The following is a 26018-nucleotide window of genomic DNA, read 5'->3' on the forward strand; positions in this document are numbered from 1 at the left end:
TTTTAAATAATGAAAAATATTTAAATACCTATTTGCCTTATAAACAACCGACTATAAATAAAAAAACGCCATTTTAACCAAAGAGAAAATAGCGTTTTTTATTTACAATCAATTGCAAAATATTATTTCAACTAATTCAAGTCGATTTTTCATATGACTTATTTCTTATCTTTCAGCAAGTCACGAATTTCAGCCAACAAAACTTCTTCTTTAGTTGGTGCAGGAGGAGTTTCCGGTTCCTCTTCTTTCTTAACAACCAATTTCATTACCAAACGAATGACCAGAAAGATAGAAAATGCAATAATAATAAAGTCAATTGTATTTTGCAGGAACTGGCCGTAGTTCATAGTCACAGCCTCTACTTCTTTGCCGTCTACCACCTCAGCCGGCTTCAGCACCCACTTCAGATCCGTGAAGTTCATTCCACCCAGCAACAGCCCGATAGGTGGCATTATGATATCAGCAACCACTGATGATACTATTTTCCCGAACGCGCCACCAATAATCACACCGACAGCCATGTCTACGACGTTCCCTTTCATGGCAAACGCCTTAAAATCCTGTAAAAAAGTACTCTTTCCCATCTTTTTCAATATTTAATATGAGTTTGATACGCAAATATAAAAACAATTTCGTATTTTTGCATCGCATTTCAGGAAAAAATCAAGTTTAGAGATATATTTTGGAACAAATATTATAAAACCCTTAAAAGTTTAAACAAAATGATTAAAGTAGGTATTAATGGATTCGGACGTATCGGACGTTTCGTATTCCGCGCAGCTCAGACAAGAAAAGATATCGAAGTTGTTGCTATCAATGACCTTTGCCCGGTAGACTATTTGGCATACATGCTGAAATATGACACTATGCACGGACAATTCGATGGAACGATCGAAGCTGACGTTGAAAACAGCAAACTGATTGTTAACGGTAAATCTATCCGTATTACTGCAGAAAAGAATCCGGCAGACCTGAAATGGGATGCTGTAGGTGCAGAATATATTGTTGAATCTACTGGTTTGTTCTTAAGCAAAGACAAAGCTCAAGCTCACATCGAAGCCGGTGCGAAATATGTTGTGATGTCGGCTCCTTCTAAAGACGATACTCCGATGTTCGTTTGCGGTGTAAACGAGAAAACATATGTAAAAGGTACTCAGTTTGTTTCTAATGCTTCTTGCACTACTAACTGTTTGGCTCCTATCGCTAAAGTTTTACATGACAAATGGGGTATCACGGACGGTTTGATGACAACTGTTCACTCTACAACTGCAACTCAGAAAACAGTTGACGGTCCTTCGATGAAAGACTGGAGAGGTGGTCGTGCCGCTTCCGGCAACATCATTCCTTCTTCTACCGGAGCAGCCAAAGCTGTAGGTAAAGTAATCCCTGCTCTGAACGGCAAACTGACAGGTATGTCTATGCGCGTTCCGACTTTGGATGTTTCTGTAGTCGATTTGACTGTAAACTTGGCCAAACCGGCTACTTACGCTGAAATCTGCGCTGCAATGAAAGAAGCTTCAGAAGGTGAATTGAAAGGTGTACTGGGCTATACTGAAGACGCCGTAGTTTCTTCTGATTTCTTGGGAGACGCTCGCACTTCTATCTTCGATGCAAAGGCCGGTATCGCTTTGACCGACACTTTCGTAAAAGTAGTATCTTGGTACGACAACGAAATCGGTTATTCTAACAAAGTGCTTGACCTGATTGCTCATATGGCTTCTGTCAACAAGTAATATACAGTTAGAAAATAATAAAAATAGGCGGCTTTTATAGAAGTTGCCTATTTTTTTTGCACATTTGCATTTAAATCATTATTTACCGGTTAAACACTTGAATATGATGAAAGTAAAACTAACGATTTTAACTCTTTGCTTTATGAACATAATGCAGGCACAGAATCCTTTCTTTGAGAAATATTCTACGCCACATAGCACTACTCCTTTCAACAAAATCAAAACAGAGCATTTCGAACCTGCCATTAAAGAAGGCATTCGCCGGCAAATAGACGAAATCAATGCAATTGCGAATAACTCTTCAGCGCCGACTTTCGAAAATACGGTTCTGGCATACGAAAAGTCAGGAAAACTACTCGGACATGTTACTACAGTGTTTGGCAACTTGCGAGGCGCAGAAACAAACGAAGAGCTTCAAAAGCTCGCCCGCGAAATGGCTCCGGTACTGAACGAGCATTACAATAACATTATGCTCAATGAAAAACTGTTCGAACGCATCAAGTCGGTATATGAACAGAGAGAGAAAACAAACCTTACCGCCGAACAACAACACCTGGTAAAAGAGACATATACAGGCTTTGTCCGCTATGGAGCTAACTTACCCAACGAAAACAGAGAGAAATATCGCCAGCTGACCGAAAGGCTAAACCTGCTGACTTTGCAATTCGGAGAAAACAATCTGAAAGAGACAAACGATTATCAACTCGTTCTAACTGATCAAGCCCAACTGTCGGGTTTGCCCGAAAGCACAATCGAAGCAGCTGCCGAAACAGCCAAAGAGAAAAAAAAGGACGGATGGGTATTTACGCTACAGGCTCCCAGCTACATTCCGTTTATGATGTATGCCGACAACCGCGACCTGCGCCGCCAACTATATACGGCCTACAATACAAAATGCACCCATGACAACGAATACAATAATCTGGAAATCGTCAAGCAGATAGTAAATACACGCATGGAAATAGCCCAACTGTTGGGATACGACAATTTTGCCGCATATAAACTGGAAGACCGGATGGCAAAAAACAGCGAAGCTGTATACAAGCTCCTCGAGCAATTACTGGAAGCTTATACGCCTGCCGCTCAAAAAGAGTATGCGGAGGTACAAACATTGGCCCGAGAATCAGAAGGAAGCGACTTTGTCGTAATGCCTTGGGACTGGTCTTACTACTCTCATAAGCTGAAAGACCGGAAATTTAAAATCGACGATGAAATGCTCCGCCCCTACTTGGAGCTCAGCAACGTTAAAAAAGGCGTATTTGGCTTGGCTACCCGCTTATACGGCATTACATTCAAGAAAAACCCGGAAATACCCGTCTATCATCCCGATGTAGATGCGTATGAAGTATTCGACAAAAACGGAGATTTCCTCGCTGTGCTTTATACCGACTTTCACCCAAGAGCGGGCAAACGATCTGGCGCATGGATGACAAACTACAAAGAACAATGGATAGACGAAGCAACCGGTGAGAACAGCCGCCCGCACATTTCCATTGTAATGAATTTCACGAAGCCGACACAAGACAAACCGGCGCTGCTGACTTTCGACGAAATGGAGACTTTCTTGCACGAGTTCGGACATGCGTTACACGGGATCTTTGCCAATACCACTTACGAAAGTTTAAGCGGAACCAACGTGTACAGAGACTTTGTGGAGCTCCCTTCACAAATCATGGAGAATTTTGCCACCGAGAAAACTTTTCTGCACACATTCGCCAAACATTATCTCACAGGAGAGCTTATTCCGGACGAATTGGTACAAAGAATCATAGACTCATCCAATTTCAATGCCGCTTATGCCTGCTTGCGCCAGGTCAGCTTTGGATTGTTGGATATGGCTTGGTACACTCGCAACACTCCTTTCGAGGGAGACGTAAAGGCATACGAGCATGAAGCCTGGAAGAAAGCGCAAGTATTGCCCCGAGTAGACGAAGCCTGCATGAGTTCTCAATTCTCTCACATTTTTTCAGGCGGATACTCTGCCGGGTACTATAGTTACAAATGGGCCGAAGTACTGGATGCCGATGCTTTTTCTCTTTTCAAACAGGAAGGCATATTCAATACCGCCATAGCAGAATCATTCCGGAATAATATTCTTTCAAGAGGCGGAACAGAACATCCGATGACGCTTTACAAACGTTTCCGGGGGCAAGAACCAACAATCGACGCTTTGTTGATAAGAAACGGAATAAAGCTTTAAGTGTTTAGAAGTATGAAGAAAACAATTATCTACCGAACAATTTGCCTGTTGTCATTGCTTCCGCTATTTGGCGGATGCAATGATACGGATGACGTAACAGCCATCTTTACCGGAAAGACTTGGGAGTTGACTTTCATTACCGAGAACGGAAAATGGTGGTACCCTTTTCCTGACATCACAGACCCTAAAGCTTATGAAGCATACGATTTTATTAAAGGGAACAAGAGTTTCACCATTATCTTCACCGGAACAGAAAAAGACAATGTCATTGCCGGAACATTTACAGCAAACGGAAGCACAGAGTTTTCAGGCACATGGACTGCCAACGCCAAAAGCAACAAATTCTCTTGCGACATAAAGAACCGAAGGGAAATAGACGGTAATGACAAAATCATGGCTAAAATAATAGACGGATTTTCAAAAGCCACGTCGTACGAAGGAGACAACAACAACCTCTTCATTCACTATCCTTATAATGAAAAGATCAATCTGCGGCTGGCTTTTCATGTGAAACGGAAAATACAATAAGTAACATGGATACGGAAAAGAAACAATTGGAACTCGACAAGCGCTACATACGTATGGCAAATATATGGGCGGAAAACTCATATTGCAAACGACGCAAGGTGGGAGCTTTGATTGTAAAAGACAAAATGATTATCTCAGACGGATACAACGGGACACCCTCGGGCTTTGAAAATGTATGCGAAGATGAGAACAATCTGACCAAGCCTTATGTTCTTCATGCAGAAGCCAATGCTATTACGAAAATCGCATGTTCGAACAATAGTAGCAACGGCGCTACCATGTATGTCACAGCTTCTCCGTGTATCGAATGTTCCAAGCTGATCATACAGGCCGGCATCAAGCGTGTAGTCTACTCCGAGCACTATCGCCTCGAGGATGGGGTAGAACTGTTGAAACGGGCAGGAATAGAAGTGTTGTATGTAGACATGAATCAAGAACAGGAAGATAAATAACGAATAAGAGAAGAAAGATTGCATAACATAAGCAATGAGCGGACTCGTGTTTGGATTTGCCGTTCATTATAGCCACTAACTAATAAAGGATATGAGTACAAAAAACTCTTCGCGCTTTACACCTGTCATCATAGCTGTCAGTGTGGTAATCGGGATTCTTATCGGTACATTTTATGCCAAACATTTTGCCGGTAATCGTTTGGGAATCATCAATGCTTCTTCCAACAAGCTAAACGCGCTATTGCGCATTATCGACGACCAGTATGTAGATACCGTAAACATGGGAGAGCTTGTGGAAAAGGCCATGCCCCAGATTCTGGCAGAGTTGGATCCCCATTCTACTTATATTCCCGCCAAGAATCTTGAGGAAATCAACTCCGAACTGGAAGGAAGTTTCAGTGGAATCGGCATTCAGTTTACTATTCAGAACGATACCATCCATGTCAACGCAGTCATTCAAGGAGGTCCTTCCGAAAAAGTCGGACTAATGGCAGGCGACCGCATCATCAGCGTAAACGACAGTGCTTTCGTAGGAGAAAAAATCAACAATGAATTAGCCATGCGTACACTGAAGGGTCCTAAGGGATCTCAGGTGAAAATCGGAGTCAAACGTTCGGGCGAAAAACAGCCGTTGAACTTTACCATAACTCGTGGAGACATTCCTCAGAATACCGTCGACGCAACATACATGATAACGAATGAAACAGGCTATATCAAAGTCAGCAAGTTCGGCCGTACCAGCCACATGGAGTTGTTAAAGGCACTGGCGGAGCTGAATCAGAAGAAATGCAAAGGGCTGATAATCGACCTGCGCGGTAACACGGGAGGCTATATGGAAGCCGCCATCCGTATGGTAAACGAGTTCTTACCCGAGGGCAAGCTAATCGTATATACACAAGGACGCAAATATCCCCGCTCGGAAGAGTTTGCCAACGGAACAGGAAGCTGCCAGAAAATCCCATTGATCGTATTGGTCGACGAGGGATCTGCCTCAGCCAGCGAAATCTTCACCGGAGCCATTCAAGACAATGACCGGGGAACCGTAGTAGGACGCCGCTCGTTCGGGAAGGGTCTTGTGCAGCAACCTATTGATTTTAGCGACGGATCGGCTATCCGTCTGACCATAGCACGCTACTACACGCCGTCCGGTCGCTGTATCCAGCGACCTTATGAGAGCGGAAACGACCGCAACTATGAGATGGATTTATATAAACGATACGAACATGGGGAATTCTTTTCCCGCGACAGCATCAAGCAAAACGAGGACGAACGTTATTATACAAATATAGGACGTGTTGTGTACGGCGGAGGAGGCATTATGCCCGACGTATTCGTGCCACAAGACACAACAGGAATCTCTTCGTATCTGTCTACAGTTTTGAATCGGGGACTTACACTGCAATTTACATTCCAGTACACCGATAAACATCGACAGAGCTTAAACCAGTTCGATAATGAAGAATCTTTATTGAAATATCTCAGCCGGCAAGGAGTGATAGAACAATTCATTCGTTTTGCAGAGAGCAAAGGAGTGAAGAGAAGAAACATCCTGATCCATAAATCTTATCAGTTGCTCGAAAGAAACATTTACGGCAACATCATTTACAATATGCTTGGTTTGGAAGCATACATCAGATATTTCAACCAAACCGACAGCACTGTTAAAAAAGGCATAGAATTGCTTGAAAAAGGAGAGGCATTCCCCAAACCTGCCGTAGCAGATACCGACGGGGAGAATGGAAAAGAAGCTGAAAATGGAAAAGAAAAAAGAGCTGCGTAAACAGATTGCCCGGAAGAAGGCGGGTTACTCTACCGCCGAGCTGAACCTTCTTTCTGCCGAAATCCTGAATCGGCTGGAAGAGCTACCGGTTTTCCAAGAAGCCCATACGGTACTTCTTTACCACTCTTTGAAAGATGAAGTGCATACACATGCGTTTATCGAGAAATGGGCGGATAAAAAAAAGATTCTTCTGCCGGTGGTAGCAGGCGAAAACCTCGAACTGCATGCTTATACCGGCCCGAAAGACCTGAGGACAGGCAGCTACGGCATATCAGAACCTACCGGAGAGCTGTTCACAGCATACGAAACCATCGATGTAGCCATTATACCGGGAGTAGCCTTCGATGCAAACAACCATCGGCTCGGCAGGGGGAAAGGATATTACGACCGCTTGCTTCCGCATATACCTGCTTTCAAAATCGGCCTATGCTTTCCGTTTCAAATCATAGAAGACATCCCTACGGAGAAAACAGACATCAGCATGGATATGATTCACTCGCTTCCCACAGGGTGAAAAAGCCGATCTAACGGAAAATAATATTGGTAATCACAGTAGCTCCCACCTTCTTGTTCAGATTGCGTATCAACACTTCGCGCCCCATCATCAGCTCCTGACGCAAAGCAGCCGAGGTGAGATGTACATACAGCGTTTGGTTACGAATGTAAAGATTGCTCGTATAGCTGGCCGCAGGCCCCAATACCTGAGGCCAAGCATCCAACAGTCTCTGTTCGTTCAAAGGAGACTCCAGACTCTCTCTGCGAAGAAACTGTTGAATCAATTTCCCTATCTGTTCCGCATCATTCCGTTTCATTACTCAACCTCCATTTCCCGTACCACTCCTTGATCCACACAAAACATTTTATAGTCGCTTCCTACCTCATATAATATACGGTCTAAATGCTCCCGGTTCGTGTCTGTGATGAAAATCTGCCCAAACCTGTCGCCGGCCACAAGCTTCACAATCTGTTCCACACGCGAAGCGTCCAGCCGATCGAAAATATCGTCGAGCAGCAACAAAGGAGTCGTTCTTCCCGTACGTTTCAGAAAATCGAATTGAGCCAACTTCAATGCCACCAGATATGTTTTGTTCTGTCCCTGCGAACCTTCTTTTTTAATCGGGAATTCTCCCAATAACATATTCAAGTCATCTTTGTGAATACCGCGCAATGAAAATCCCATTATTTTATCGCGCGAACGGCTTTGCTTCAAAACCTCCCGCAAAGAAGCATCCCTGGCATGAGACTCATAAGAAAGCCCCACCCGCTCTTTGTCTTGAGAAATAAAAGAATAAAAAGATTGAAATATGGGAATAAACTCCTTGATAAATGCTTCGCGCTTGCCGAAAACCACCTCTCCGGCCTGCGCCATCATCTCTTCCCATATCTCAAACAGATCATCTTCCACGCAGCAGTCTGTTTTCAGCAACGTATTGCGCTGCGCCAACGCTTTATTATACCGTATCAGCGCATCCAGATACTCTTTATCGTATTGGGAAATCACCACATCCATAAACCTGCGGCGCTCGTCGCTCCCTCCCGCTATCAACTGCGCATCGGCAGGCGAGACCATTACCAACGGCAGGAATCCGATGTGATCGGAAAAGCGGTTGTATTCTTTTTTATTGCGCTTAAACTGTTTCTTCGAGCGGCGCTTCATCCCGCAATATATCTCTTCGGGAGCACCGTCCTCATCTTCATAAAATCCTTGAATGACAAAGAAATCCTGCCCATGACGGATATTCTGCGAGTCGACCGGATTGCCGCAGCTTTTGCAGAACGACAAAAAATAAACAGCATCGAGCAGATTCGTCTTTCCCATCCCGTTCTGCCCGAAAAAACAGTTCAGTTTGGGAGAAAACCCTGTCTCTACTTGCTCCAGATTCTTATAATTCAATATCGATATCCGTTTCAGTCTCATTGCACACTCATTAAATTCTCCACAAAAGTAATAAGAAATCCGTGCTTTTCTGTTGCCAAGCAAAAAAAGATGCTCCTAAATTTCTTTTGTAGACATAAAAAAACTACTTTTGCGAGTCGAAATATCAAATATCGAATAATAACAAAAAGAATCATTATAAAATGGCAGAACAAAAGAATCAGAACGAGCATCTGAACGTAGAAGATGCCCTGACACAATCGGAAGCGTTTCTTATCAAGTACAAAAAGGCAATTATCGGTGGTGTGGCTGCTATCATTATCATCGTGGCAGGCATCATCATGTATAAGAACCTGTATGCCGAACCCCGCGAAGAAAAAGCGCAGGCAGCTCTTTTCAAGGGACAGGAATATTTCGAACAAGATGCTTACGAGCAGGCTTTAAACGGCGACAGCATCGGTTTCACAGGTTTTCTGAAAGTAGCCGACGAGTATAGCGGTACGAAGGCCGCCAATCTGGCCAAAGGATATGCCGGCATCTGCTACGCGCAATTGGGCAAATACGATGAAGCCATCAAAATGCTCGACAGCTTCAACGGCAAAGATCAAATGGTAGCTCCCGCTATCCTCGGAGCCACAGGCAATTGCTACGCACAGCTCGGACAGCTCGACAAGGCTGCGTCTACGCTACTTGCTGCGGCCGATAAAGCCGACAACAACACGCTCAGTCCCATCTTCCTGATGCAAGCCGGAGAGATTCTGGTGAAACAAGGCAAATACGACGATGCCATAAAAGCGTATACCAAAGTAAAGGAAAAATACTTCCAGTCTTATCAGGCAATGGATATCGACAAATACATCGAACGGGCCAAATTGATGAAGAAATAATTTTTTCATTCGATACAACACCAACGAGGGAGATAAAAACATCGGATTGTCGCCCTCGTTTCTTGTTTTTCAGAGAACGGTTTCCTCTGCGGCATTATCCGGCAGAGAAACTCCCCCACCCCTCAGGCTTATATTTTAAAACAACACCACTTTCACTCAAGAAAACGTATTATGGCAACAGCTTATCACAACTTGTCCGAGTATGATTTCAATTCTGTACCGAATGCCGAAAGCATGAAGTTCGGAATCGTTGTCTCGGAATGGAACTTCAATATCACCGGAGCTTTATTAAAAGGTGCGGTGGACACGCTCAGGAAGCATGGAGCTAAAGAAGAAAACATCTTGGTTAAAACCGTGCCGGGGAGCTTCGAACTGACCTTCGGCGCCAGCCAAATGACAGAGTGCTGCGATGTCGATGCCGTCATAGCCATCGGATGTGTAGTAAAAGGCGATACTCCGCATTTCGATTACGTGTGCATGGGAGCCACTCAAGGAATTACGCAACTGAACGCAACGAGCGACATCCCGGTGATTTACGGTTTGATCACCACCAACACGATGCAGCAGGCAGAAGACCGTGCAGGAGGCAAATTGGGCAATAAAGGCGATGAATGCGCAATTACAGCGATAAAAATGATCGATTTTTTTTGGAGTTTAAATAAATAGTCGTATCTTTGCACCGCAATTGGGAAACAAACTTTCTCATAAGCAATAAAGGGCAAATACCAGAGTGGCCAAATGGGGCAGACTGTAAATCTGCTGGCTTACGCCTTCGGTGGTTCGAATCCATCTTTGCCCACTAAAAAACGCGGAAGTAGCTCAGTTGATAGAGCATTAGCCTTCCAAGCTGAGGGTCGCGGGTTTGAGTCCCGTCTTCCGCTCTCCGAAGAGAATCTGAGAAATTGGATTCTCTTTTTTTATATAACAACACTTTTTATCCGGCATCATGAAAAACGACACGAATCCGAAACATGTTCTCCGTCTGTCCCATCCTCCCATACCAACCGTGCGCATCGGATTTATCGGATTAGGGAACAGAGGATTGCTTACATTGCAACGTTATCTGCAAATAGAGGGCGTGGAGATAAAAGCCCTGTGCGAGATTCGCGAAGGAAACCTGAGCAAAGCGCAGCGCATACTTGCAGAGAACAACCGCCCGAAGGCTGTCGGGTATGCCGGTACGGAAGGATGGAAGCGGCTATGCGAAGAAGCCGATCTGGACATCGTATTCATTTGTACCGACTGGCTTACACATACCCCCATAGCAGTATACGCCATGCTCCACGGGAAGCATGTGGCGATTGAAGTTCCCGCCGCGATGAGTGTGGCAGAATGCTGGGAGTTGGTCGACACGGCCGAGAAGACCCGCAGGCACTGCATGATGCTTGAGAACTGCTGCTACGATCCCTTCGCGCTCATGACCCTGAACATGGAACAACAGGGAGTGTTCGGCGAAATCATGCATGTGGAAGGAGCTTACATACACGACTTGCGCGAACTGTATTTCACCGATGAAAGCGAAGGAGGCTACCACAACCACTGGGGAAAGAAGTACAGCATCGAGCACACCGGAAACCCCTATCCCACGCACGGACTGGGACCTCTCTGCCAATTACTGCATATCCACCGGGCCGACCGCATGGAGTTTCTTGTTTCTCTATCCACCCGTCAGGCGGGAATGAGCGCATATGCAGCCCGCCGCTTCGGAAGCGACTCTCCCGAAGCACGGCAGAAGTATCTGTTGGGCGACGTGAACACAACCCTCATCCAAACGCAAAAGAAGAAAAGCATTATGTTGCAATACGATGTCGTCACCCCGCGTCCTTACAGCCGCCTGCATACCGTATGCGGCACATCGGCTTTCGCACAGAAATATCCTGCGCCGTGCATCACATTAGACCCGGAAGGCTCCTCTCCCCTCGAAGGGAAAGCGCTCGAAGAGTTCATCGAACGCTACCGGCATCCGTTTGCCGCCACCATTGGCGCAGAAGCAAAACAAAAAGGAATCGCCAATGAAATGAATTACATGATGGACTACCGGCTCATCTATTGCCTGCGCAACGGATTGCCTTTGGATATGGATGTGTATGATGCCGCCGAATGGTCGTGCATAACCGAACTGAGCGAACAATCGGTACTGCAAGGAAGCATTCCCGTAGCAATTCCCGACTTCACGCGTGGCGCCATTGGGCCCGACAACCCATAAATCATTACACAAAGATCAAGGATTTGCTTCTTGCACAGGGAGGTCTGTTTACCCGTATACAAACAGAATAAAGAGGGGCAGATGCTTTTCTCGCAAAAGAACAGACGGCACGCCCTAAAGCAAGTATCCGCAGCATAAATTCTTTCACACCGAAGCAAACGGAAAGAGTGTCGGCCTCAAATAAAAGAGCACTAACCGAAGACAACCATACCTGCGAATAAACCGAAAAAAGTCGACTCAAAACATTAAAGCACATACTCTTACTCGTTATTGTTTGATATTTTTAAAGTCAACCTAAATAGCAATTAGCGAAAACGAGCGTCAACTTCTAATAAAAATAAGTATTAACTGAGTCAACCGACTTTGAAAATAAGCCGTAAAGTGGTCAACTCAAAACATTAAACCACACCACTCAAAACATTAAACCACAAAGTTCATTCAGTTTCCCATTGATGAAACAAAAGTTTCCCACCGGGGAAACTTTATTTTCCCTTCGGGGAAACTTTTGTTTCCCCAGTGGGAAACTAATCGGAATATGCGTCTTTCCCGCGGTGTCGATATATACACCCCAGCATCGACAGGGATTCTCCTTTCAAAAACTGTCGCAGAAAAAACAGGTTAGATGTAGAGACAGCTAATTATATGGCGTATTTATACTAAGTAATGCCTTAAAAACCAAGCAGTCTCACATTCAATATGCCTCCGGCTTACGAGTCAATCAGCCTCGCAACAGAATTATTATTTTCGGTATTATATACACTCTTATACCAGCAGCAGATCTTCGGACTGTAACGTATCTGCCAATCCGGATGAAAAGAGCCTACTCCCCACATTATATAAAGGGCATCAACCTCAATAAAAAAGTATCAGCCAAGCATACCGATCGTTTCCATTGATGAAATATAACTGTAGCAGCTTCAGTAAAAAAGCATCAGCCAAGCATACCAATCGCTTCCATTGATGAAATATAACTGTAGCAGCTTCAATAAAAAAGCATCAGCCAAGCATACCGATCGTTTCCATTAATGAAATATAACTGTAGCAGCTTCAATAAAAAAGCATCAGCCAAGCATACCGATCGTTTCCATTGATGAAATATAACTGTAGCAGCTTCAATAAAAAAGCATCAGCCAAGCATACCGATCGCTTCCATTGATGAAATATAACTGTAGCAGCTTCAGTAAAAAAGCATCAGCCAAGCATACCGATCGCTTCCATTGATGAAATATAACTGTAGCAGCTTCAGTAAAAGAGTATAGACCTCAATAAAAGAAAAGAGCGTCAATCTCAAATGAAAATAACATTAATCGGAACTCCCCCGCTTCGAATAAGTAAGATAGAGAAAGGTCAACCGAAGAGGCTAAACACACAAACTATATGAGACTCTCATAAAGTGAAAAAAGCATTTCACCCAATGAAAGAAAGTGTGCCTCTTAATGCAACAACTTACTCAAAACCATGATTATCCACAGAGTGTGTAAGTATATTGCCCAATGAGCCGATCATCATTCGCTTCAAGGAGAATAGGGCACAACAGCCTTCAGAACTTTTCATCTTACAAATACGGCATAAGTACGGAATAATGTTAAACTATAATAAATCGGCTCTTTCCCGAAAAGGTGGCTAACTATAGTTATTGTATCTTTGCATCTTTGTAAACCAAAGCAAGGAGAAACGTTTTGAAGCCACGTATACTATCATTTGTTTTATTCTTAATCCTGTCCTTATCTTACAGCCGGGCAGATGTTATCGATAGTTTAATGGCGATTCGCAGGGACTCTATCAATTTGACCAGCGACTCTCTGACGCTTCGTTTCCTGTCCCAATCCGGCATTCCTATTAGCAATAACAATAAAATCAAGCTGCTAAAAAGCGGACATGAAAAATTCGTTGATCTGTTTGAAGTCATTGAAGGAGCCCGGCATCACATTCATCTGGAATATTTCAACTTTCGAAATGACTCTATCGCCAATGAACTGTTTAAGTTGCTGGCCCAAAAAGCCAAAGAGGGTGTGGAGGTGCGCGCGATGTTCGATGCTTTCGGCAATTGGTCCAACAATCGCCCGCTCAAGAAAAAGCATCTCAAGAAAATACGTCAGCAAGGAATTGAAATAGTGAAATTCGATCCGTTTACATTTCCCTACATCAACCATGCAGCGCACCGCGATCATCGTAAAATAGCAATTATCGACGGAAAGGTTGCCTATACAGGAGGGATGAATATAGCCGACTACTACATTAAAGGACTCCCGAAAATCGGGACATGGCGCGACATGCACATCCGCATTGAAGGAGATGCCGTAGATGAACTGCAAAAGATTTTCTTGGCAATCTGGAACAAACAAACCAAACAAAACATCGGCGGACCGGCTTATTTCCCCCGTCACAAAGAGAACGACAGCATAGTGGTTGCCATCGTCGACCGTACTCCCAAGAAGAGCAACCGTATGTTGAGTCACGCCTACGCCGTAAGCATCTATGCCGCACAAAAGAACGTACACATCGTAAACCCTTATTTTGTTCCGACCTCCTCCATCAACAAAGCAATAAAAAGAACCATCGATCGGGGAGTAAACGTTTCCATTATGGTTTCTACCGCAGCGGACATCCCTTTCACCCCCGAAGCTGCACTCTACAAACTCCATAAGTTGATGAAAAGAGGAGCAACCGTTTATATGTACAATGGCGGATTCCACCACTCTAAAATCATGATGGTGGACGACCTTTTCTGCACAGTCGGCACGGCCAATCTCAACAGCCGCAGCCTGCGCTATGATTACGAAACGAACGCGTTCATTTTCGACAAACAAGTCACAGGCGAATTAAACAATATTTTCCGGGCGGACATCGGACAATGCACGGAGATGACGCCTGAATTCTGGAAGAAACGCTCTCCATGGAAAAAGTTTGTAGGCTGGTTTGCCAACTTGTTTACTCCTTTTTTGTAATTATCCCGGCCGATTTAGTATCTTTGAGCCATTGAGTACAGCACTCATTTTTTATTACAAAGATGGATCGAGCTGTGATTTACTTTCAATTTAGTATCTTTGAGCCATTGAGTACAGCACCTTCTGCATGAAGTTCCATTATCGCCGGCTGTGATTTACTTTCAATTTAGTATCTTTGAGCCATTGAGTACAGCGAAAACGCGGAAACGACCGAATTGTCCGCCGCTGTGATTTACTTTCAATTTAGTATCTTTGAGCCATTGAGTACAGCCAATGGAGGATGAAGAACGTTTTCAAGAACGCTGTGATTTACTTTCAATTTAGTATCTTTGAGCCATTGAGTACAGCTAGCGTTTTTTCAGATTTTCAACAAAAATAGCTGTGATTTACTTTCAATTTAGTATCTTTGAGCCATTGAGTACAGCCATTGACCCGGGCTGTACGCGTCATGTCCGGCTGTGATTTACTTTCAATTTAGTATCTTTGAGCCATTGAGTACAGCGTGACACGATAAAGACTACCGAAGAAATTAGCTGTGATTTACTTTCAATTTAGTATCTTTGAGCCATTGAGTACAGCATTCAGCTTACGAACAGATTACAGACTATGCTGTGATTTACTTTCAATTTAGTATCTTTGAGCCATTGAGTACAGCTTATTCGCTCCTCAGGTACATAGAAACCTTGCTGTGATTTACTTTCAATTTAGTATCTTTGAGCCATTGAGTACAGCCCTTCAATGTAAATGGCATGAGCGATAGCGCTGTGATTTACTTTCAATTTAGTATCTTTGAGCCATTGAGTACAGCTTAAAAACTCTATTGCTTCTCTTTTTGTATGCTGTGATTTACTTTCAATTTAGTATCTTTGAGCCATTGAGTACAGCATTAAAAAGAGAATTCACCAGAGTATAAGTGCTGTGATTTACTTTCAATTTAGTATCTTTGAGCCATTGAGTACAGCAACGAATTGGAGAAGAAAACGACGTTGTTGCTGTGATTTACTTTCAATTTAGTATCTTTGAGCCATTGAGTACAGCCTCCCACCAAAATGAATATGTCAGGTTAAAGCTGTGATTTACTTTCAATTTAGTATCTTTGAGCCATTGAGTACAGCTGAATCAGAGTAGAGAACTAATAATCAACAAATTAACAAGACTATTAGAATAAGAAAAACCTACTCATTAACAATAAAAAATCCCGTGTTAGTACGGGATTTTTTATTTTAAAATAATTCTAATTGTTGACCTGGTGCATTAGTGGTTTGAATTTTCTTTCCATAAAAAAGTTCAATGTCTCCAAACTGCTTATCTGTTATACACATAATCCCAACCTGTCCATATTCAGGCAAGAAAGATTTAACTCTTTTTATATGTACAGCTGCGTTCTCACTACTGGCACAATGTCGTATATAAATTGAGAATTGAAACATAGTAAAACCGTCTTTCTGCAAATTCTTCCTAAAATCTGCATATGCCTTTTTGTCTTTCTTAGTTTCCGTTGGTAGATCAAAAAGAACAAGAACCCACATAACCCGATATTCACTAAAACGATCCATCAACGCTCCGGATAGCTTATACGACGCAGTTCTCCAGAAAAACATTTATATAACGATGCTGTAGTCTGCCCAACTGCAACCATTAACGGACTCCGCTTTCCTCCAATTTTAACCTCCAAAGTAGGAATTGTCAACAGGGAGTTTTTTACTTCCTTTGTCAATTCCACATTATTGCCATAAGAACGAACTAAAGCAAACACTAATTCATCTACGTAAGGGCGATAAGGCTCCATTATATCATCAGCCAAACAATAAGCATTATAACGATTATGATGATGGATACCTAAAGTAGGGAGCAAGCCGCTGACAACCAATCCACGGGCAACCACCGCACGCAGAATAGCATAGCCATAATTCAGTAGATTATTGGGAGCAACACCTTCACGCTCGCGGGTGAATCCTTCAATATCAGCAAAAAGAAGTTTCCAATAGAAAGCAGCAGCACGTGCCTCCAAATTATCAGGGTCACCACTTCTTACATTATTGGCCCACACCCGCATACACTTCACCTCTTCTCCGGTACAGTTACTTAACACAGCAGCCTGATTCTCTATTTTCGACTTAATAGTCTGCTGCCAAAGTTGCTTTTTCAGTGGCAACGATGCATCCAACTGATGGCGAAAACGTTCGTTCTGTGTCTTATTCCCATACAAAGGAAGCAATAACCCTACCGGCATATTCTTGCTATCGCAAGTGATAACAGCACTATTATTTTCTAATAATGCAGCAAGCGCCCCGGATGTAATAGTGATCTGCTTATTGTCTAAAAGAACCACTCCTATATCTTCAACAGGTTTTGTGATTTCTGCTTGCTGCCGCAGGTCTTCCGGCAAACTTTCATTTTTCTCTATCTCGGGCAGTTTTATTACCAACTGCCCATACCTTAAAGAAAGATAAGCCGGATTGCCAAAATAAAGCGTCTTTTTAATCATCTCTCTCTTTTATCTATATCGTCTGATAATATAAGTTCTCTCTGAAAGAATTATTTGTAAACCCCTATTTTTACAATATTCCCAAGTCTATCAAGTTTTATTGGAACACAGATATCTTTTATCATTTCATTCGTCTCAGCTTTCTCCATCTTATTAAGGGCCGAGAACTCTTTTTTATCCACAATTACATTAGCAACATGGTGTTTTATAAAAAAACATTGATAACCAGTACAGCTAACCATCTTATAAATTCTATTCTTATTTATCGGAAAAGAGATTCTGGCATTTATTATATCTTCGGCTGTCGGAAGATAAACCAAGTCATTAGGTGACAACACAAAAATAGGAGCGTTTCCATTTTCATCTTCCGGTGCAGTAGATAATCCTTTTTTTTGACGGTCGATAGCAACGTTTAATGGAATACTCGCATAGTTCCTCTTAAACATTACGGCATTTGTTTTTTTATCGCGCACTTCTTCCTCATATACTGCGAAAAACAAATTTGTACCCTTTGCTGCTTCTACATACTTAGACGCTTTATTACCCTGCTGTCCTATTGCAAATTTATCAGCTTTTTCATAAACACGAACTTTAACAATAGGCTGATGCTTTCTGCCACCATTCAGTTGAACAATATTCTGGTTCATTTCCTCAATGCCATCCGGTGAGAAAGCTAAATCGGAATCACCGTTTTTCTGTTCCAAATGACGGAGCAGGATTTTCTGTATCCCTGTATCAGTAACACTCTCTATTTTCTTTCTATCGAAGCTTGAGTCTAAAGGTTTACGTGTTGCGAAGAATCTTTCTTTGGTATCTTTTGTAAAATAATACACCTCTATCTTAGATAGGTTAATATCACTCCAAACGTCTTTATGTTCTTCAAAATATGCCTTAACTTCCTTTGCATCAAAGTTTTGTTTAAGCAAAGATAGAAGCTTCTTTTTGAAGTCTTTTTGCACAATACAGTGAGGACTTTTAATAGCTTCATTCAAAGAAACTGTTTTTACTTTGCGCAGATTCACCTCTCCAAACACAGTATCTTTATGCATTGGTTTTCGAATTGCCCAACTAGCCTTTTCCTGTTTAGCAATTATTTTCTTACCGGCTTCATAATGCACATAATGATTGTTCGTTTTATTAATCACCCGCAAATTCTGCTTAAAACTAACAATTACATTATCCAATGCGGCATAAACATCTTGTGTTAGTGTGGACCATGGCTTTTTAAGTATCCATTTATAATTGCCGTTATCATCTGTCTTCACTTTATCACATAGCAATCTCTGCAAATCATAACGACTTATTTGAGCTTTTTTCCTTGCAGACTCATTGTTTAAATAGTTAACAATATTACGACCGGCGCATGCTATAACGATAGCGTCCATCGCATGATGGCGATGATCAATTCTTTTCTTGTTAAAACCTCTTTGATATTCAAACGGCACTACAGGAATTTCATGCCCTTGCATATTCTTCGCCGTAAATTCAGTGGTTTCAGTAATATTATTCAAGCGCTGAAAACGAGGTAAAATAAGTTTGTTCCAAACATCATTTATGCCCCAATCTTTCTTCAATCGGTCTGTAACCCCTCCTGTACACACAATTAGGTTTTTTGATATGCTCTCCTGTTCATCCTGCTCACGAACGATGTTAGAGAGCAAAGACTTCACTACTTTACTGATATATCGGCTATCGTTCAATTGGCGCTCTATAAATTGCTCCGGTATTTCATCCATTAAAAGCTTCTTCATCTTTTGTTGGTTTGCTGAATAATAATCTTTCACAAAGGTTTCATATTCATCAACCGAAAATATATCGACAATCTCTCCCAGTCCCAAATCGACTCTCCGCCCATGATGTTTTTTAATGAATTCATATCCGAGAAGATTTCCTTTTAACTTATTAACTTCAGCTTCACATATCACCTTATTATTAAAAGAGTCATCAAAATAGCGGGATTGAGGGATAATGTGTTCTATCTCATATGCAGGCGTGAAGAGCTTACCAAGCGGTATCATCTTTCCGGTATAAGGAGAGCGATATTTCTGCTCCAACCAAAGCTTGTAGCGCAATACCTCAGAAGTAGACGGACGCTTTCTTTGCTCTCGTTCATTAAACTTTTTCAATATTCCTGTTATCTCTTCCGGAATTTCCGATACGCTATTCAAAACACCATTTTCATAAATACGTAAAATATCTTGTTGACTCGCAGAGTAGGGACGAACATTCTCTATCTCAAATTCCGGATTCAAAAACTCTGTCAACATGGCTTTTATCCGTAAATTGGTGTTCTCATTTTCAATCATGCGCGCAGTCATCTTTGCTCTTTTATCAGCAGGATTTTTCATCTCACGACCTAACTCTACATGGATTTCATCAATTCTGCCGACTTGTTTCCAGATATCGCGTACAACACGCAGCGTTTCGGTAATTACTTGTTCCACTATCGGATTCCGAAGAGAATGCTGCTTAAAGTTTTGTATATACCAATCCATCTCCTGCGGAGTTTTCCACTTCGTTATATCTCCTGATTCGGAATGACGGTCATAAACGACATAACATGCCAACCAAACCGGCAAAGCACGGAAATCCCCAATGTCATGCAATCGGATAGCCTTTAAACGGACTCGTTCTCGAATACTGTCATCACACTCCCCTGTAATAATCTTCTCTATGCGCTCTCTTGTCTTGATGTCAATAGCTGCCTCACTCCAATATTTCCCCATGCGCATTAAGGGCAACAGTTTCTTAATCGCTTTAGCAGAATAAGAGCCATACTCTTTTTTAAATGGAGGAAACTTACTGAAAACGGTTACAAAATCGTCATTAAAACGATATTTAGCAGCGAATGACTGTAAAGCTTTCACTATCTCGTATCTATCTTCAACTGAATATAAAATATGCCATAAAGCTTCTTCCTGCTCTCTGGTAAAAATATCCCCTCGAATATTTGCTTTCTCCAAATGGCTCAGAATTAACGCACGTGTCTCATTACAAGGGTATGATTTATCTTCCACATAGTTCCACCGATAGTTATCTCCCGATTTCTTTATTCCAAAAGCGGGATATTTTAAAAAATCTTTTTGACTTACACTTTTCTTATTATTAAGCCATTCAAAAAGAGATACATAATCAGCCTCACATGTTAGAAACTCATTCGTAACATCAACATCCGCTTCCAACTTAGACTTCAAAGCAGACCTTGCTGAAGATAAAGCCGATTGGTCAGCATCAACATCAACCACACGTTCTTTTTGATATATCCGAATATTCGAAATAAAATGCCATAAACGAAACTCTTGAAACAACGGATGTGATTTGGCAATACACTTAACAGACGAATATTTCAACTCACCTGTTTCTTTATCTCTATACATATGTTTTTCATACGGACAATCAGCGATCAAAGACTTTTTGCTCTTGAGTGGACGCTGATAAAATAGTATGTCGTCCATAAACAAATAGATAAAATCTCGATCGGCACAAGCATTTCGATGAGCATCATTGTTCGGATATAATTCATTCAAGCAATCAAGGAACAAGTCTTTATCCCGCAACTCCGGATGAAACTCCACTTGCTTTTTCAATATTTGCTTAAGCTCTTCCTTATAATATTTACGCTCAATGGTACGCACCAGCTTTCCACGTATTTTTTGAGAAGGGTTTTGCAGAATAGCGTCATAAATATAAGCACCCACCGTTTTACCTGATGCGTCCAAATCTTTTTGAGTCTTCATTTTAATAAGCTTCCATTCTGATTCCCACTCTGCATCTGACGGTATTTTAAATCGGCAGGAAAGTTCTCCCGACTCTTCATATTTATCACATCCGTCTTTATCAATATCTATGGTTACAATGATACTCTTTTCCTGTCCTACCCAGTTGGGTATTTCTTTTTTAAAGATTTTGCCTTTTATACCATCCTCTAACTCTACAATCAAAACCTTTTGTCCTTTGTAGGTCTGATTCGTATCGACTATACTTTTAATCTTTTGTCGATCAAAGTATTGGCGGGTCTTTGCGGATTTCACAGACTCATCATCTTCTTCACCTCTCAATTGATAATATCCTCTCTTTTGGTTGAAATTCAAAAGAATCCAAGATAATTCTTCTTTAGAGAGTTTCTTTGTCAGCGCTTTTTTACGAAGATAATAAATGGTCCAATCGTAAGGTACTTTCTTATTGCAAGCAATTAATTCGGGCTGATATGTAGCAAAATCCTGCAACATTTCATCAAAGGAATCGTTAAAAATAAACTCAAAAGCCCCGTTTGAATCTTTTCGCCAAGCTATTTTAGGTTCTACATTCACCGGAAAATTTCCATGACTATCCAAATCTTGCACATAATGATCCGGCAGAAATCCTAATAAACTTAAAATCTTATGCAACCTTGCGCGGCGAAGTAAATGACGCTCCCGCAAATGGCGCACGCTACGAAATTCGGTCCGTTTTGCCGTTTGCGAAATAGAATTACCTTTATCAAAATCTCCCAATATGGCAGCATCCATTGGAATAATCCTGCTTCCAACGCATTCTATGTGTTTCAAACTTTCTTCATTTTGATTTTCATCAAAAGAGTTGACTACTGCCCAACCTATACTATTGGTGCCTAAATCAATTCCAAGTATCTTTTTCATAATATTATTCTTTTTTGCAAAGTTATATTTTTTTATTAGAATTATTGTTTTTGAATAAATATTTATTTAACTTTGCAGCACTAAATTGAAGTAAATCACAATAAGGATTATTCCGTTGTGAAAACATCCAGGACGGGGCAACTCGTCCTTTTTTATTTAATTAAAATGAAACGGAAAGAGTACAATCGAAATTTAAACAAGCTCTTCCTCTGCAAATAAAAGTTTTTTGAGTACTTTTGCATCATAGCATAACCACCGACAATGAAACAATATTTAGACCTACTTAACCGCGTATTAGCGGAGGGGACTCCCAAAAGTGACCGGACGGGAACCGGAACCATCAGCATCTTCGGCCATCAGATGCGATTTCATCTTGATGAAGGATTCCCTTGTCTGACCACTAAAAAGCTTCACCTAAAATCGATTATCCACGAACTGCTTTGGTTTCTGAAAGGAGATACGAATGTGAAATATCTGCAGGAGCATGGCGTGCGTATATGGAATGAATGGGCGGACGAGAACGGAGAGCTCGGACATATTTACGGACATCAATGGCGTTCGTGGCCCGATTACGACAGAGGAGGAATCGACCAGATCAGTGAAGCGGTGGAAATGATCAAGCACACCCCCGACTCCCGGCGAATCATTGTCAGCGCATGGAATGTGGCAGATCTGAAGAATATGAATCTTCCGCCGTGCCACGCTTTCTTCCAATTCTACGTTGCCGACGGAAAACTCAGTTTACAGCTCTACCAACGAAGCGCCGATATCTTTCTGGGTGTTCCTTTCAACATTGCTTCATACGCCTTGTTGCTGCAAATGATGGCTCAAGTGACCGGATTAAAAGCCGGCGATTTTATCCACACATTGGGAGACGCTCATATATATCTGAATCACCTCGAACAGATTAAACTGCAACTGACGCGTACTCCGCGCCCGCTTCCGCAAATGAAGATCAATCCGGAGATAAAAAGCATCTTCGACTTTACGTTTGAGGACTTTGAATTAACAAACTATGATCCGCATCCACACATCGCAGGAGCGGTATCGGTATAAACTGCCATGAGTAAAATATCTATTATTGCCGCCGTAGACCGCCAAATGGCTATCGGATTCGAGAACAAGCTTCTCTTCTGGCTACCCAATGACTTGAAGCGTTTCAAGACGCTGACAACCGGACATACCATCATCATGGGGAGAAAGACTTTTGAATCGCTTCCCAAAGGAGCGTTGCCGCATCGCAGGAACATTGTATTGTCTTCGAACGCCTCAAGCGTCTTTCCCGGAGCAGAAGTATTCCCGTCATTGGAGGCAGCATTGAAAGCTTGTGAGGAAGATGAGCACATCTACATCATCGGCGGCGCAAGCGTTTACCGGCAAGCGCTTCCTTATGCCGACCAACTTTGCCTGACGGAGATAGACAGCACCGCTCCGCTGGCCGACGCTTTCTTTCCGGAAGTGTCTCCGGCAGTCTGGCATGAAAAAAGCAGGGAAGTTCATCCGATAGACGAAAAACATCCTTGCTCTTATGCTTTCGTAGAGTATATAAGACGCTAATCACAATAAGCCTGCAAACACATCCGGCTACTTTTCATCTTTCCTGTTTAGCAGAATCGGCATTTGCCGCTTAATAGCTTCATGAAAAGAGATAAGGGTTTCCGTACGCGCCAGACCGAGCGGCTGCAATTTATCATGGATCACACTCAACAGATGGTGGTTATTCCGGGCATAAATTTTGATAAACATATCGTATTTGCCGGTAGTGAAATGACATTCCACGACTTCCGGAATGGTTTGCAATGCTTTTGTCACCGAATCGAACGACTCGGGATCTTTCAGAAAAATGCCAATGTAAGCACAGGTTTCATACCCTATCTTCTCCGGATCGATGACATATTCCGATCCTTTCAATATACCCAAGTTCGTTAACTTTTGAATGCGCTGATGAATAGCCGCACCGGAAACATTACAAGCTCTGGCTACCTCCAGAAAAGGAATTCTTGCATTATCTGCGATCAATCTCAGAATTTGCTCATCCAAATTATCCAATTGATGATATCCCATTTAAATCAAACTGCTTTAATCTATGAAAATTTCATGCAAAGTTAGCTATTTCCCGATAATAAATACTATAATCCATTACTTTTATTTACAAACGGAAGATAAGTCGGCAATAGTTTGTACCTTTGCGAGAAATATAAATATACGATGAATATGAAACACGGTATTCTTTTTTTTCTGTACTTATGGATAGCATTCGAAAGCCATGCTCAAGCGTTCGACGATTATTTTCAAAACAAAACGTTACGGGTAGACTACCTTTTCACGGGTGATGTAAGCAAGCAAGCGGTTTACCTGGACGAGCTATCGCAACTCCCCGTATGGGCAGGCCGCCGGCACAATCTGTCGGAGCTTCCTCTGGAAGGTAACGGTCAAATCATAGTCAGAGATTTAAGCAGCAAACAATGTATATACAAAACCTCCTTCTCCTCATTATATCAGGAGTGGTTGTCTACCGATGAGGCAAAAGAAACGGCCAGAGGTTTCGAGAACACATTTCTTCTCCCCTTCCCGAAAAAGGCGGTAGAAATAGAGGTCATCCTATATACTCCGCGCAAAACAGTCATGACCAGCCTGAAACATGTGGTGCGCCCCGACGACATCTTGATTCACGAACGTGGCACATCCCACAACGCTCCACACCGTTATATCCTCAAAAACGGAGATGAAAAAGAATGTATCGATGTAGCGATTCTGGCAGAAGGATACACCGAAAAAGAAATGGATATATTTTACCGGGACGCGGAACGCACTTACGAGAGTTTGTTTGAGCATGAACCTTTCCGTTCGTTGAAAAGTAAATTCAACATCGTAGCGGTGGCAAGTCCATCGGCAGACAGCGGCGTCAGCGTGCCCCGAGAGAAGCGATGGAAGCAAACGACCGTACATTCTCATTTCGACACATTTTATTCCGAACGTTACCTCACCACGAGCCGGGTGAAGGCAATACACAATGCCTTAGCCGGCGTCGCCTACGAACATATCATAATATTGGCAAATACCGAAGTATATGGCGGCGGAGGCATCTACAACGCCTATACGCTGACCGGCGCGCACCATCCCATGTTTAAGCCTGTGGTGGTACATGAATTCGGACATAGTTTCGGAGGGCTGGCCGACGAATATTTTTATGAGAATGATGTAATGACAGATACTTACCCGCTCGATGTGGAACCCTGGGAACAGAACATTACCACCCGGATTGACTTTGCTTCGAAATGGGAGAACATGCTCACGCCTGCCACTCCCATCCCGACTCCAATCGCACAAAAGGAGAAATTTCCCGTAGGAGTTTATGAAGGAGGTGGTTATTCCGCCAAAGGCATATACCGGCCGGCATTCAATTGCCGCATGAGAACAAACGAATATCCTGCTTTCTGCCCGGTTTGCCAACGCGCTATCCGGCGTATGATTGAATTTTATGTACCGTAACGCCATCCCATCAGCCGACAATCCCCACCTGAGACACATACAATCATTCGATTTCAATCCAAACTCCTACGGGAGGCAGCATGAGGAATACCTAAAACAAATACAATGATCCGATTTCAACCCATACAGACATCAGATGTAGAATACTACCAGTTTATGGAGAAGCTACTCACAGAAGCATTTCCACCGGAAGAATACCGTCCGCTCGAAGATGTTCGCAAATATACCGACCAAGCAAATAACTTCTACAACAATATCATCCTGAGCGATGAGCAACCCATCGGATTTATCACCTATTGGGCGTTTGAACGTTTTTTTTACATAGAACATCTCGCCATGAATCCTGCCCACCGCAACAAAGGTTATGGCAAACACGTTATCGAACAATTATACAAACAGTTGAATCTTCCTATCGTGCTGGAAGTGGAAAGGCCTACAGACGAAATATCCCAACGTCGCATTCACTTCTACGAACGGCATGGATTCTGCCTGTGGAAAAACAATTATAATCAGCCTCCCTATAAAAAAGGAGACCCGTATTTGCCCATGTATTTAATGGCCTATGGAAATCTGACAGGTGAAAATCATTTTGAAGAAGTTAAAGAGCAACTTTATACGGCTGTCTACAACGTCAGATAACGAATCATTTTCCGATATCCTCCCATCAACTTGTAATAAAAATAAGTATTAACTGAGTAATAGTTCGTTAAAAATTCGCCAAGGCTAAGCGGCTCTGGCAGTAAATAAAATGAGTTCTTTGAAAAGTTTGTCAATAACTTGCGGGTCTGGGT

General features: G+C 42.4%; 21 protein-coding genes, 2 tRNA genes and 1 CRISPR repeat array. Of the genes, 16 read left to right on the plus strand and 7 right to left on the minus strand.

What is annotated here, in order from left to right; genetic code table 11:
- Positions 1–158 precede the first annotated feature (158 nt).
- Positions 159–584, minus strand: coding sequence for a large-conductance mechanosensitive channel protein MscL (gene mscL / locus GGR07_RS07360; RefSeq protein WP_122056352.1), 426 nt, complete (start codon positions 582–584; stop codon positions 159–161).
- Between the two features lie 138 nt (positions 585–722).
- Here mscL and gap point away from each other — a divergent pair, with 138 nt between their 5' ends.
- The 6 genes from gap to GGR07_RS07390 all read left to right on the plus strand — a co-directional run bounded on the left by gap (position 723) and on the right by GGR07_RS07390 (position 7207).
- The gene (gap, locus tag GGR07_RS07365; RefSeq protein WP_122056353.1) at positions 723–1733 is read left to right on the plus strand and encodes a type I glyceraldehyde-3-phosphate dehydrogenase; all 1011 of its coding nucleotides are present in this window, start codon (positions 723–725) and stop codon (positions 1731–1733) included.
- A gap of 142 nt (positions 1734–1875) precedes the next feature.
- Positions 1876–3933: a M3 family metallopeptidase gene (locus GGR07_RS07370; RefSeq protein ID WP_034542802.1), complete on the plus strand. Its 2058-nt coding sequence runs from the start codon at positions 1876–1878 to the stop codon at positions 3931–3933.
- A gap of 12 nt (positions 3934–3945) precedes the next feature.
- Positions 3946–4461, plus strand: a complete 516-nt coding sequence (locus GGR07_RS07375) for a DUF4847 family protein (protein ID WP_021647265.1) — start codon at positions 3946–3948, stop codon at positions 4459–4461.
- A 5-nt stretch (positions 4462–4466) separates the two neighbouring features.
- Positions 4467–4913 carry a dCMP deaminase family protein gene (locus tag GGR07_RS07380; protein ID WP_021647266.1) on the plus strand — a complete coding sequence of 149 codons (447 nt, stop codon included), beginning with the start codon at positions 4467–4469 and terminating at the stop codon, positions 4911–4913.
- Between the two features lie 91 nt (positions 4914–5004).
- A complete protein-coding gene (locus GGR07_RS07385; RefSeq protein ID WP_021647267.1) occupies positions 5005–6693 on the plus strand; it encodes a S41 family peptidase in 1689 nt (562 codons plus the stop codon).
- A complete protein-coding gene (locus GGR07_RS07390) occupies positions 6668–7207 on the plus strand; it encodes a 5-formyltetrahydrofolate cyclo-ligase (protein ID WP_034542835.1) in 540 nt (179 codons plus the stop codon). The genes GGR07_RS07385 and GGR07_RS07390 overlap by 26 nt, the downstream gene beginning before the upstream one ends.
- A gap of 10 nt (positions 7208–7217) precedes the next feature.
- Here the strand turns inward: GGR07_RS07390 and GGR07_RS07395 are convergent, their stop codons facing one another.
- Both GGR07_RS07395 and recF read right to left on the minus strand, forming a co-directional pair.
- Positions 7218–7505 (minus strand): DUF721 domain-containing protein, encoded by a 288-nt coding sequence (locus tag GGR07_RS07395; protein ID WP_021647269.1) that lies wholly within the window; start codon positions 7503–7505, stop codon positions 7218–7220.
- Positions 7505–8611: a DNA replication/repair protein RecF gene (gene recF / locus GGR07_RS07400; RefSeq protein ID WP_021647270.1), complete on the minus strand. Its 1107-nt coding sequence runs from the start codon at positions 8609–8611 to the stop codon at positions 7505–7507. The genes GGR07_RS07395 and recF overlap by 1 nt, the downstream gene beginning before the upstream one ends.
- 161 nt (positions 8612–8772) lie before the next feature.
- Between recF and GGR07_RS07405 the strand changes: the two genes are divergently transcribed.
- The 6 genes from GGR07_RS07405 to cls all read left to right on the plus strand — a co-directional run bounded on the left by GGR07_RS07405 (position 8773) and on the right by cls (position 14610).
- Entirely contained in the window at positions 8773–9456 is a 684-nt protein-coding gene (locus GGR07_RS07405; protein WP_021647272.1) for a tetratricopeptide repeat protein, read from the plus strand.
- 171 nt (positions 9457–9627) lie between these two features.
- Positions 9628–10122: a 6,7-dimethyl-8-ribityllumazine synthase gene (ribH, locus tag GGR07_RS07410; protein WP_021647273.1), complete on the plus strand. Its 495-nt coding sequence runs from the start codon at positions 9628–9630 to the stop codon at positions 10120–10122.
- Between the two features lie 50 nt (positions 10123–10172).
- Positions 10173–10255 (plus strand) — tRNA-Tyr (locus GGR07_RS07415).
- Between the two features lie 9 nt (positions 10256–10264).
- Positions 10265–10337 (plus strand) — tRNA-Gly (locus tag GGR07_RS07420).
- Between the two features lie 65 nt (positions 10338–10402).
- Positions 10403–11662: a Gfo/Idh/MocA family protein gene (locus GGR07_RS07425; protein ID WP_122056354.1), complete on the plus strand. Its 1260-nt coding sequence runs from the start codon at positions 10403–10405 to the stop codon at positions 11660–11662.
- 1679 nt (positions 11663–13341) lie between these two features.
- The gene (gene cls / locus GGR07_RS07430) at positions 13342–14610 is read left to right on the plus strand and encodes a cardiolipin synthase (protein WP_172545152.1); all 1269 of its coding nucleotides are present in this window, start codon (positions 13342–13344) and stop codon (positions 14608–14610) included.
- Between the two features lie 71 nt (positions 14611–14681).
- A CRISPR array of direct repeats spans positions 14682–15725; the repeat unit is 47 nt; unit sequence GCTGTGATTTACTTTCAATTTAGTATCTTTGAGCCATTGAGTACAGC.
- A gap of 108 nt (positions 15726–15833) precedes the next feature.
- Here the strand turns inward: cls and cas2 are convergent.
- Genes cas2 through cas9 form a run of 3 tightly spaced genes read right to left on the minus strand, consistent with a single transcriptional unit; the run spans position 15834 to position 21735 of the window.
- Positions 15834–16166: a CRISPR-associated endonuclease Cas2 gene (cas2, locus tag GGR07_RS07435; RefSeq protein WP_021647284.1), complete on the minus strand. Its 333-nt coding sequence runs from the start codon at positions 16164–16166 to the stop codon at positions 15834–15836.
- On the minus strand, positions 16166–17098 hold the full coding sequence (gene cas1, locus GGR07_RS07440; RefSeq protein WP_034543947.1) for a type II CRISPR-associated endonuclease Cas1: 933 nt from the start codon (positions 17096–17098) through the stop codon (positions 16166–16168). Before cas1 ends, cas2 begins: the two co-directional genes overlap by 1 nt.
- Before the next feature lie 50 nt (positions 17099–17148).
- Positions 17149–21735 (minus strand): type II CRISPR RNA-guided endonuclease Cas9, encoded by a 4587-nt coding sequence (gene cas9, locus GGR07_RS07445; protein WP_034543951.1) that lies wholly within the window; start codon positions 21733–21735, stop codon positions 17149–17151.
- Positions 21736–21996: 261 nt separating this feature from the next.
- On the opposite strand from cas9, the gene GGR07_RS07450 reads away from it, so the two are divergent.
- Together GGR07_RS07450 and GGR07_RS07455 are read left to right on the plus strand one after the other, a co-directional pair.
- Positions 21997–22791, plus strand: coding sequence for a thymidylate synthase (locus GGR07_RS07450; protein WP_034543953.1), 795 nt, complete (start codon positions 21997–21999; stop codon positions 22789–22791).
- 6 nt (positions 22792–22797) lie between these two features.
- On the plus strand, positions 22798–23292 hold the full coding sequence (locus tag GGR07_RS07455; protein ID WP_034543954.1) for a dihydrofolate reductase: 495 nt from the start codon (positions 22798–22800) through the stop codon (positions 23290–23292).
- A 27-nt stretch (positions 23293–23319) separates the two neighbouring features.
- Here GGR07_RS07455 and GGR07_RS07460 read toward each other — a convergent pair whose 3' ends face one another.
- Complete coding sequence (locus GGR07_RS07460) at positions 23320–23799, minus strand: Lrp/AsnC family transcriptional regulator (protein ID WP_021647289.1); 480 nt, start codon at positions 23797–23799, stop codon at positions 23320–23322.
- A gap of 150 nt (positions 23800–23949) precedes the next feature.
- Between GGR07_RS07460 and GGR07_RS07465 the strand changes: the two genes are divergently transcribed.
- Positions 23950–25227, plus strand: a complete 1278-nt coding sequence (locus GGR07_RS07465; protein ID WP_122056659.1) for an IgA Peptidase M64 — start codon at positions 23950–23952, stop codon at positions 25225–25227.
- 105 nt (positions 25228–25332) lie between these two features.
- Positions 25333–25866, plus strand: coding sequence for a GNAT family N-acetyltransferase (locus GGR07_RS07470; RefSeq protein ID WP_034543956.1), 534 nt, complete (start codon positions 25333–25335; stop codon positions 25864–25866).
- The last annotated feature ends 152 nt before the right edge of the window (positions 25867–26018 follow it).

The sequence above is a fragment of the Bacteroides pyogenes genome, from assembly GCF_014196225.1.
GTDB classification, from domain to species: domain Bacteria; phylum Bacteroidota; class Bacteroidia; order Bacteroidales; family Bacteroidaceae; genus Bacteroides; species Bacteroides pyogenes_A.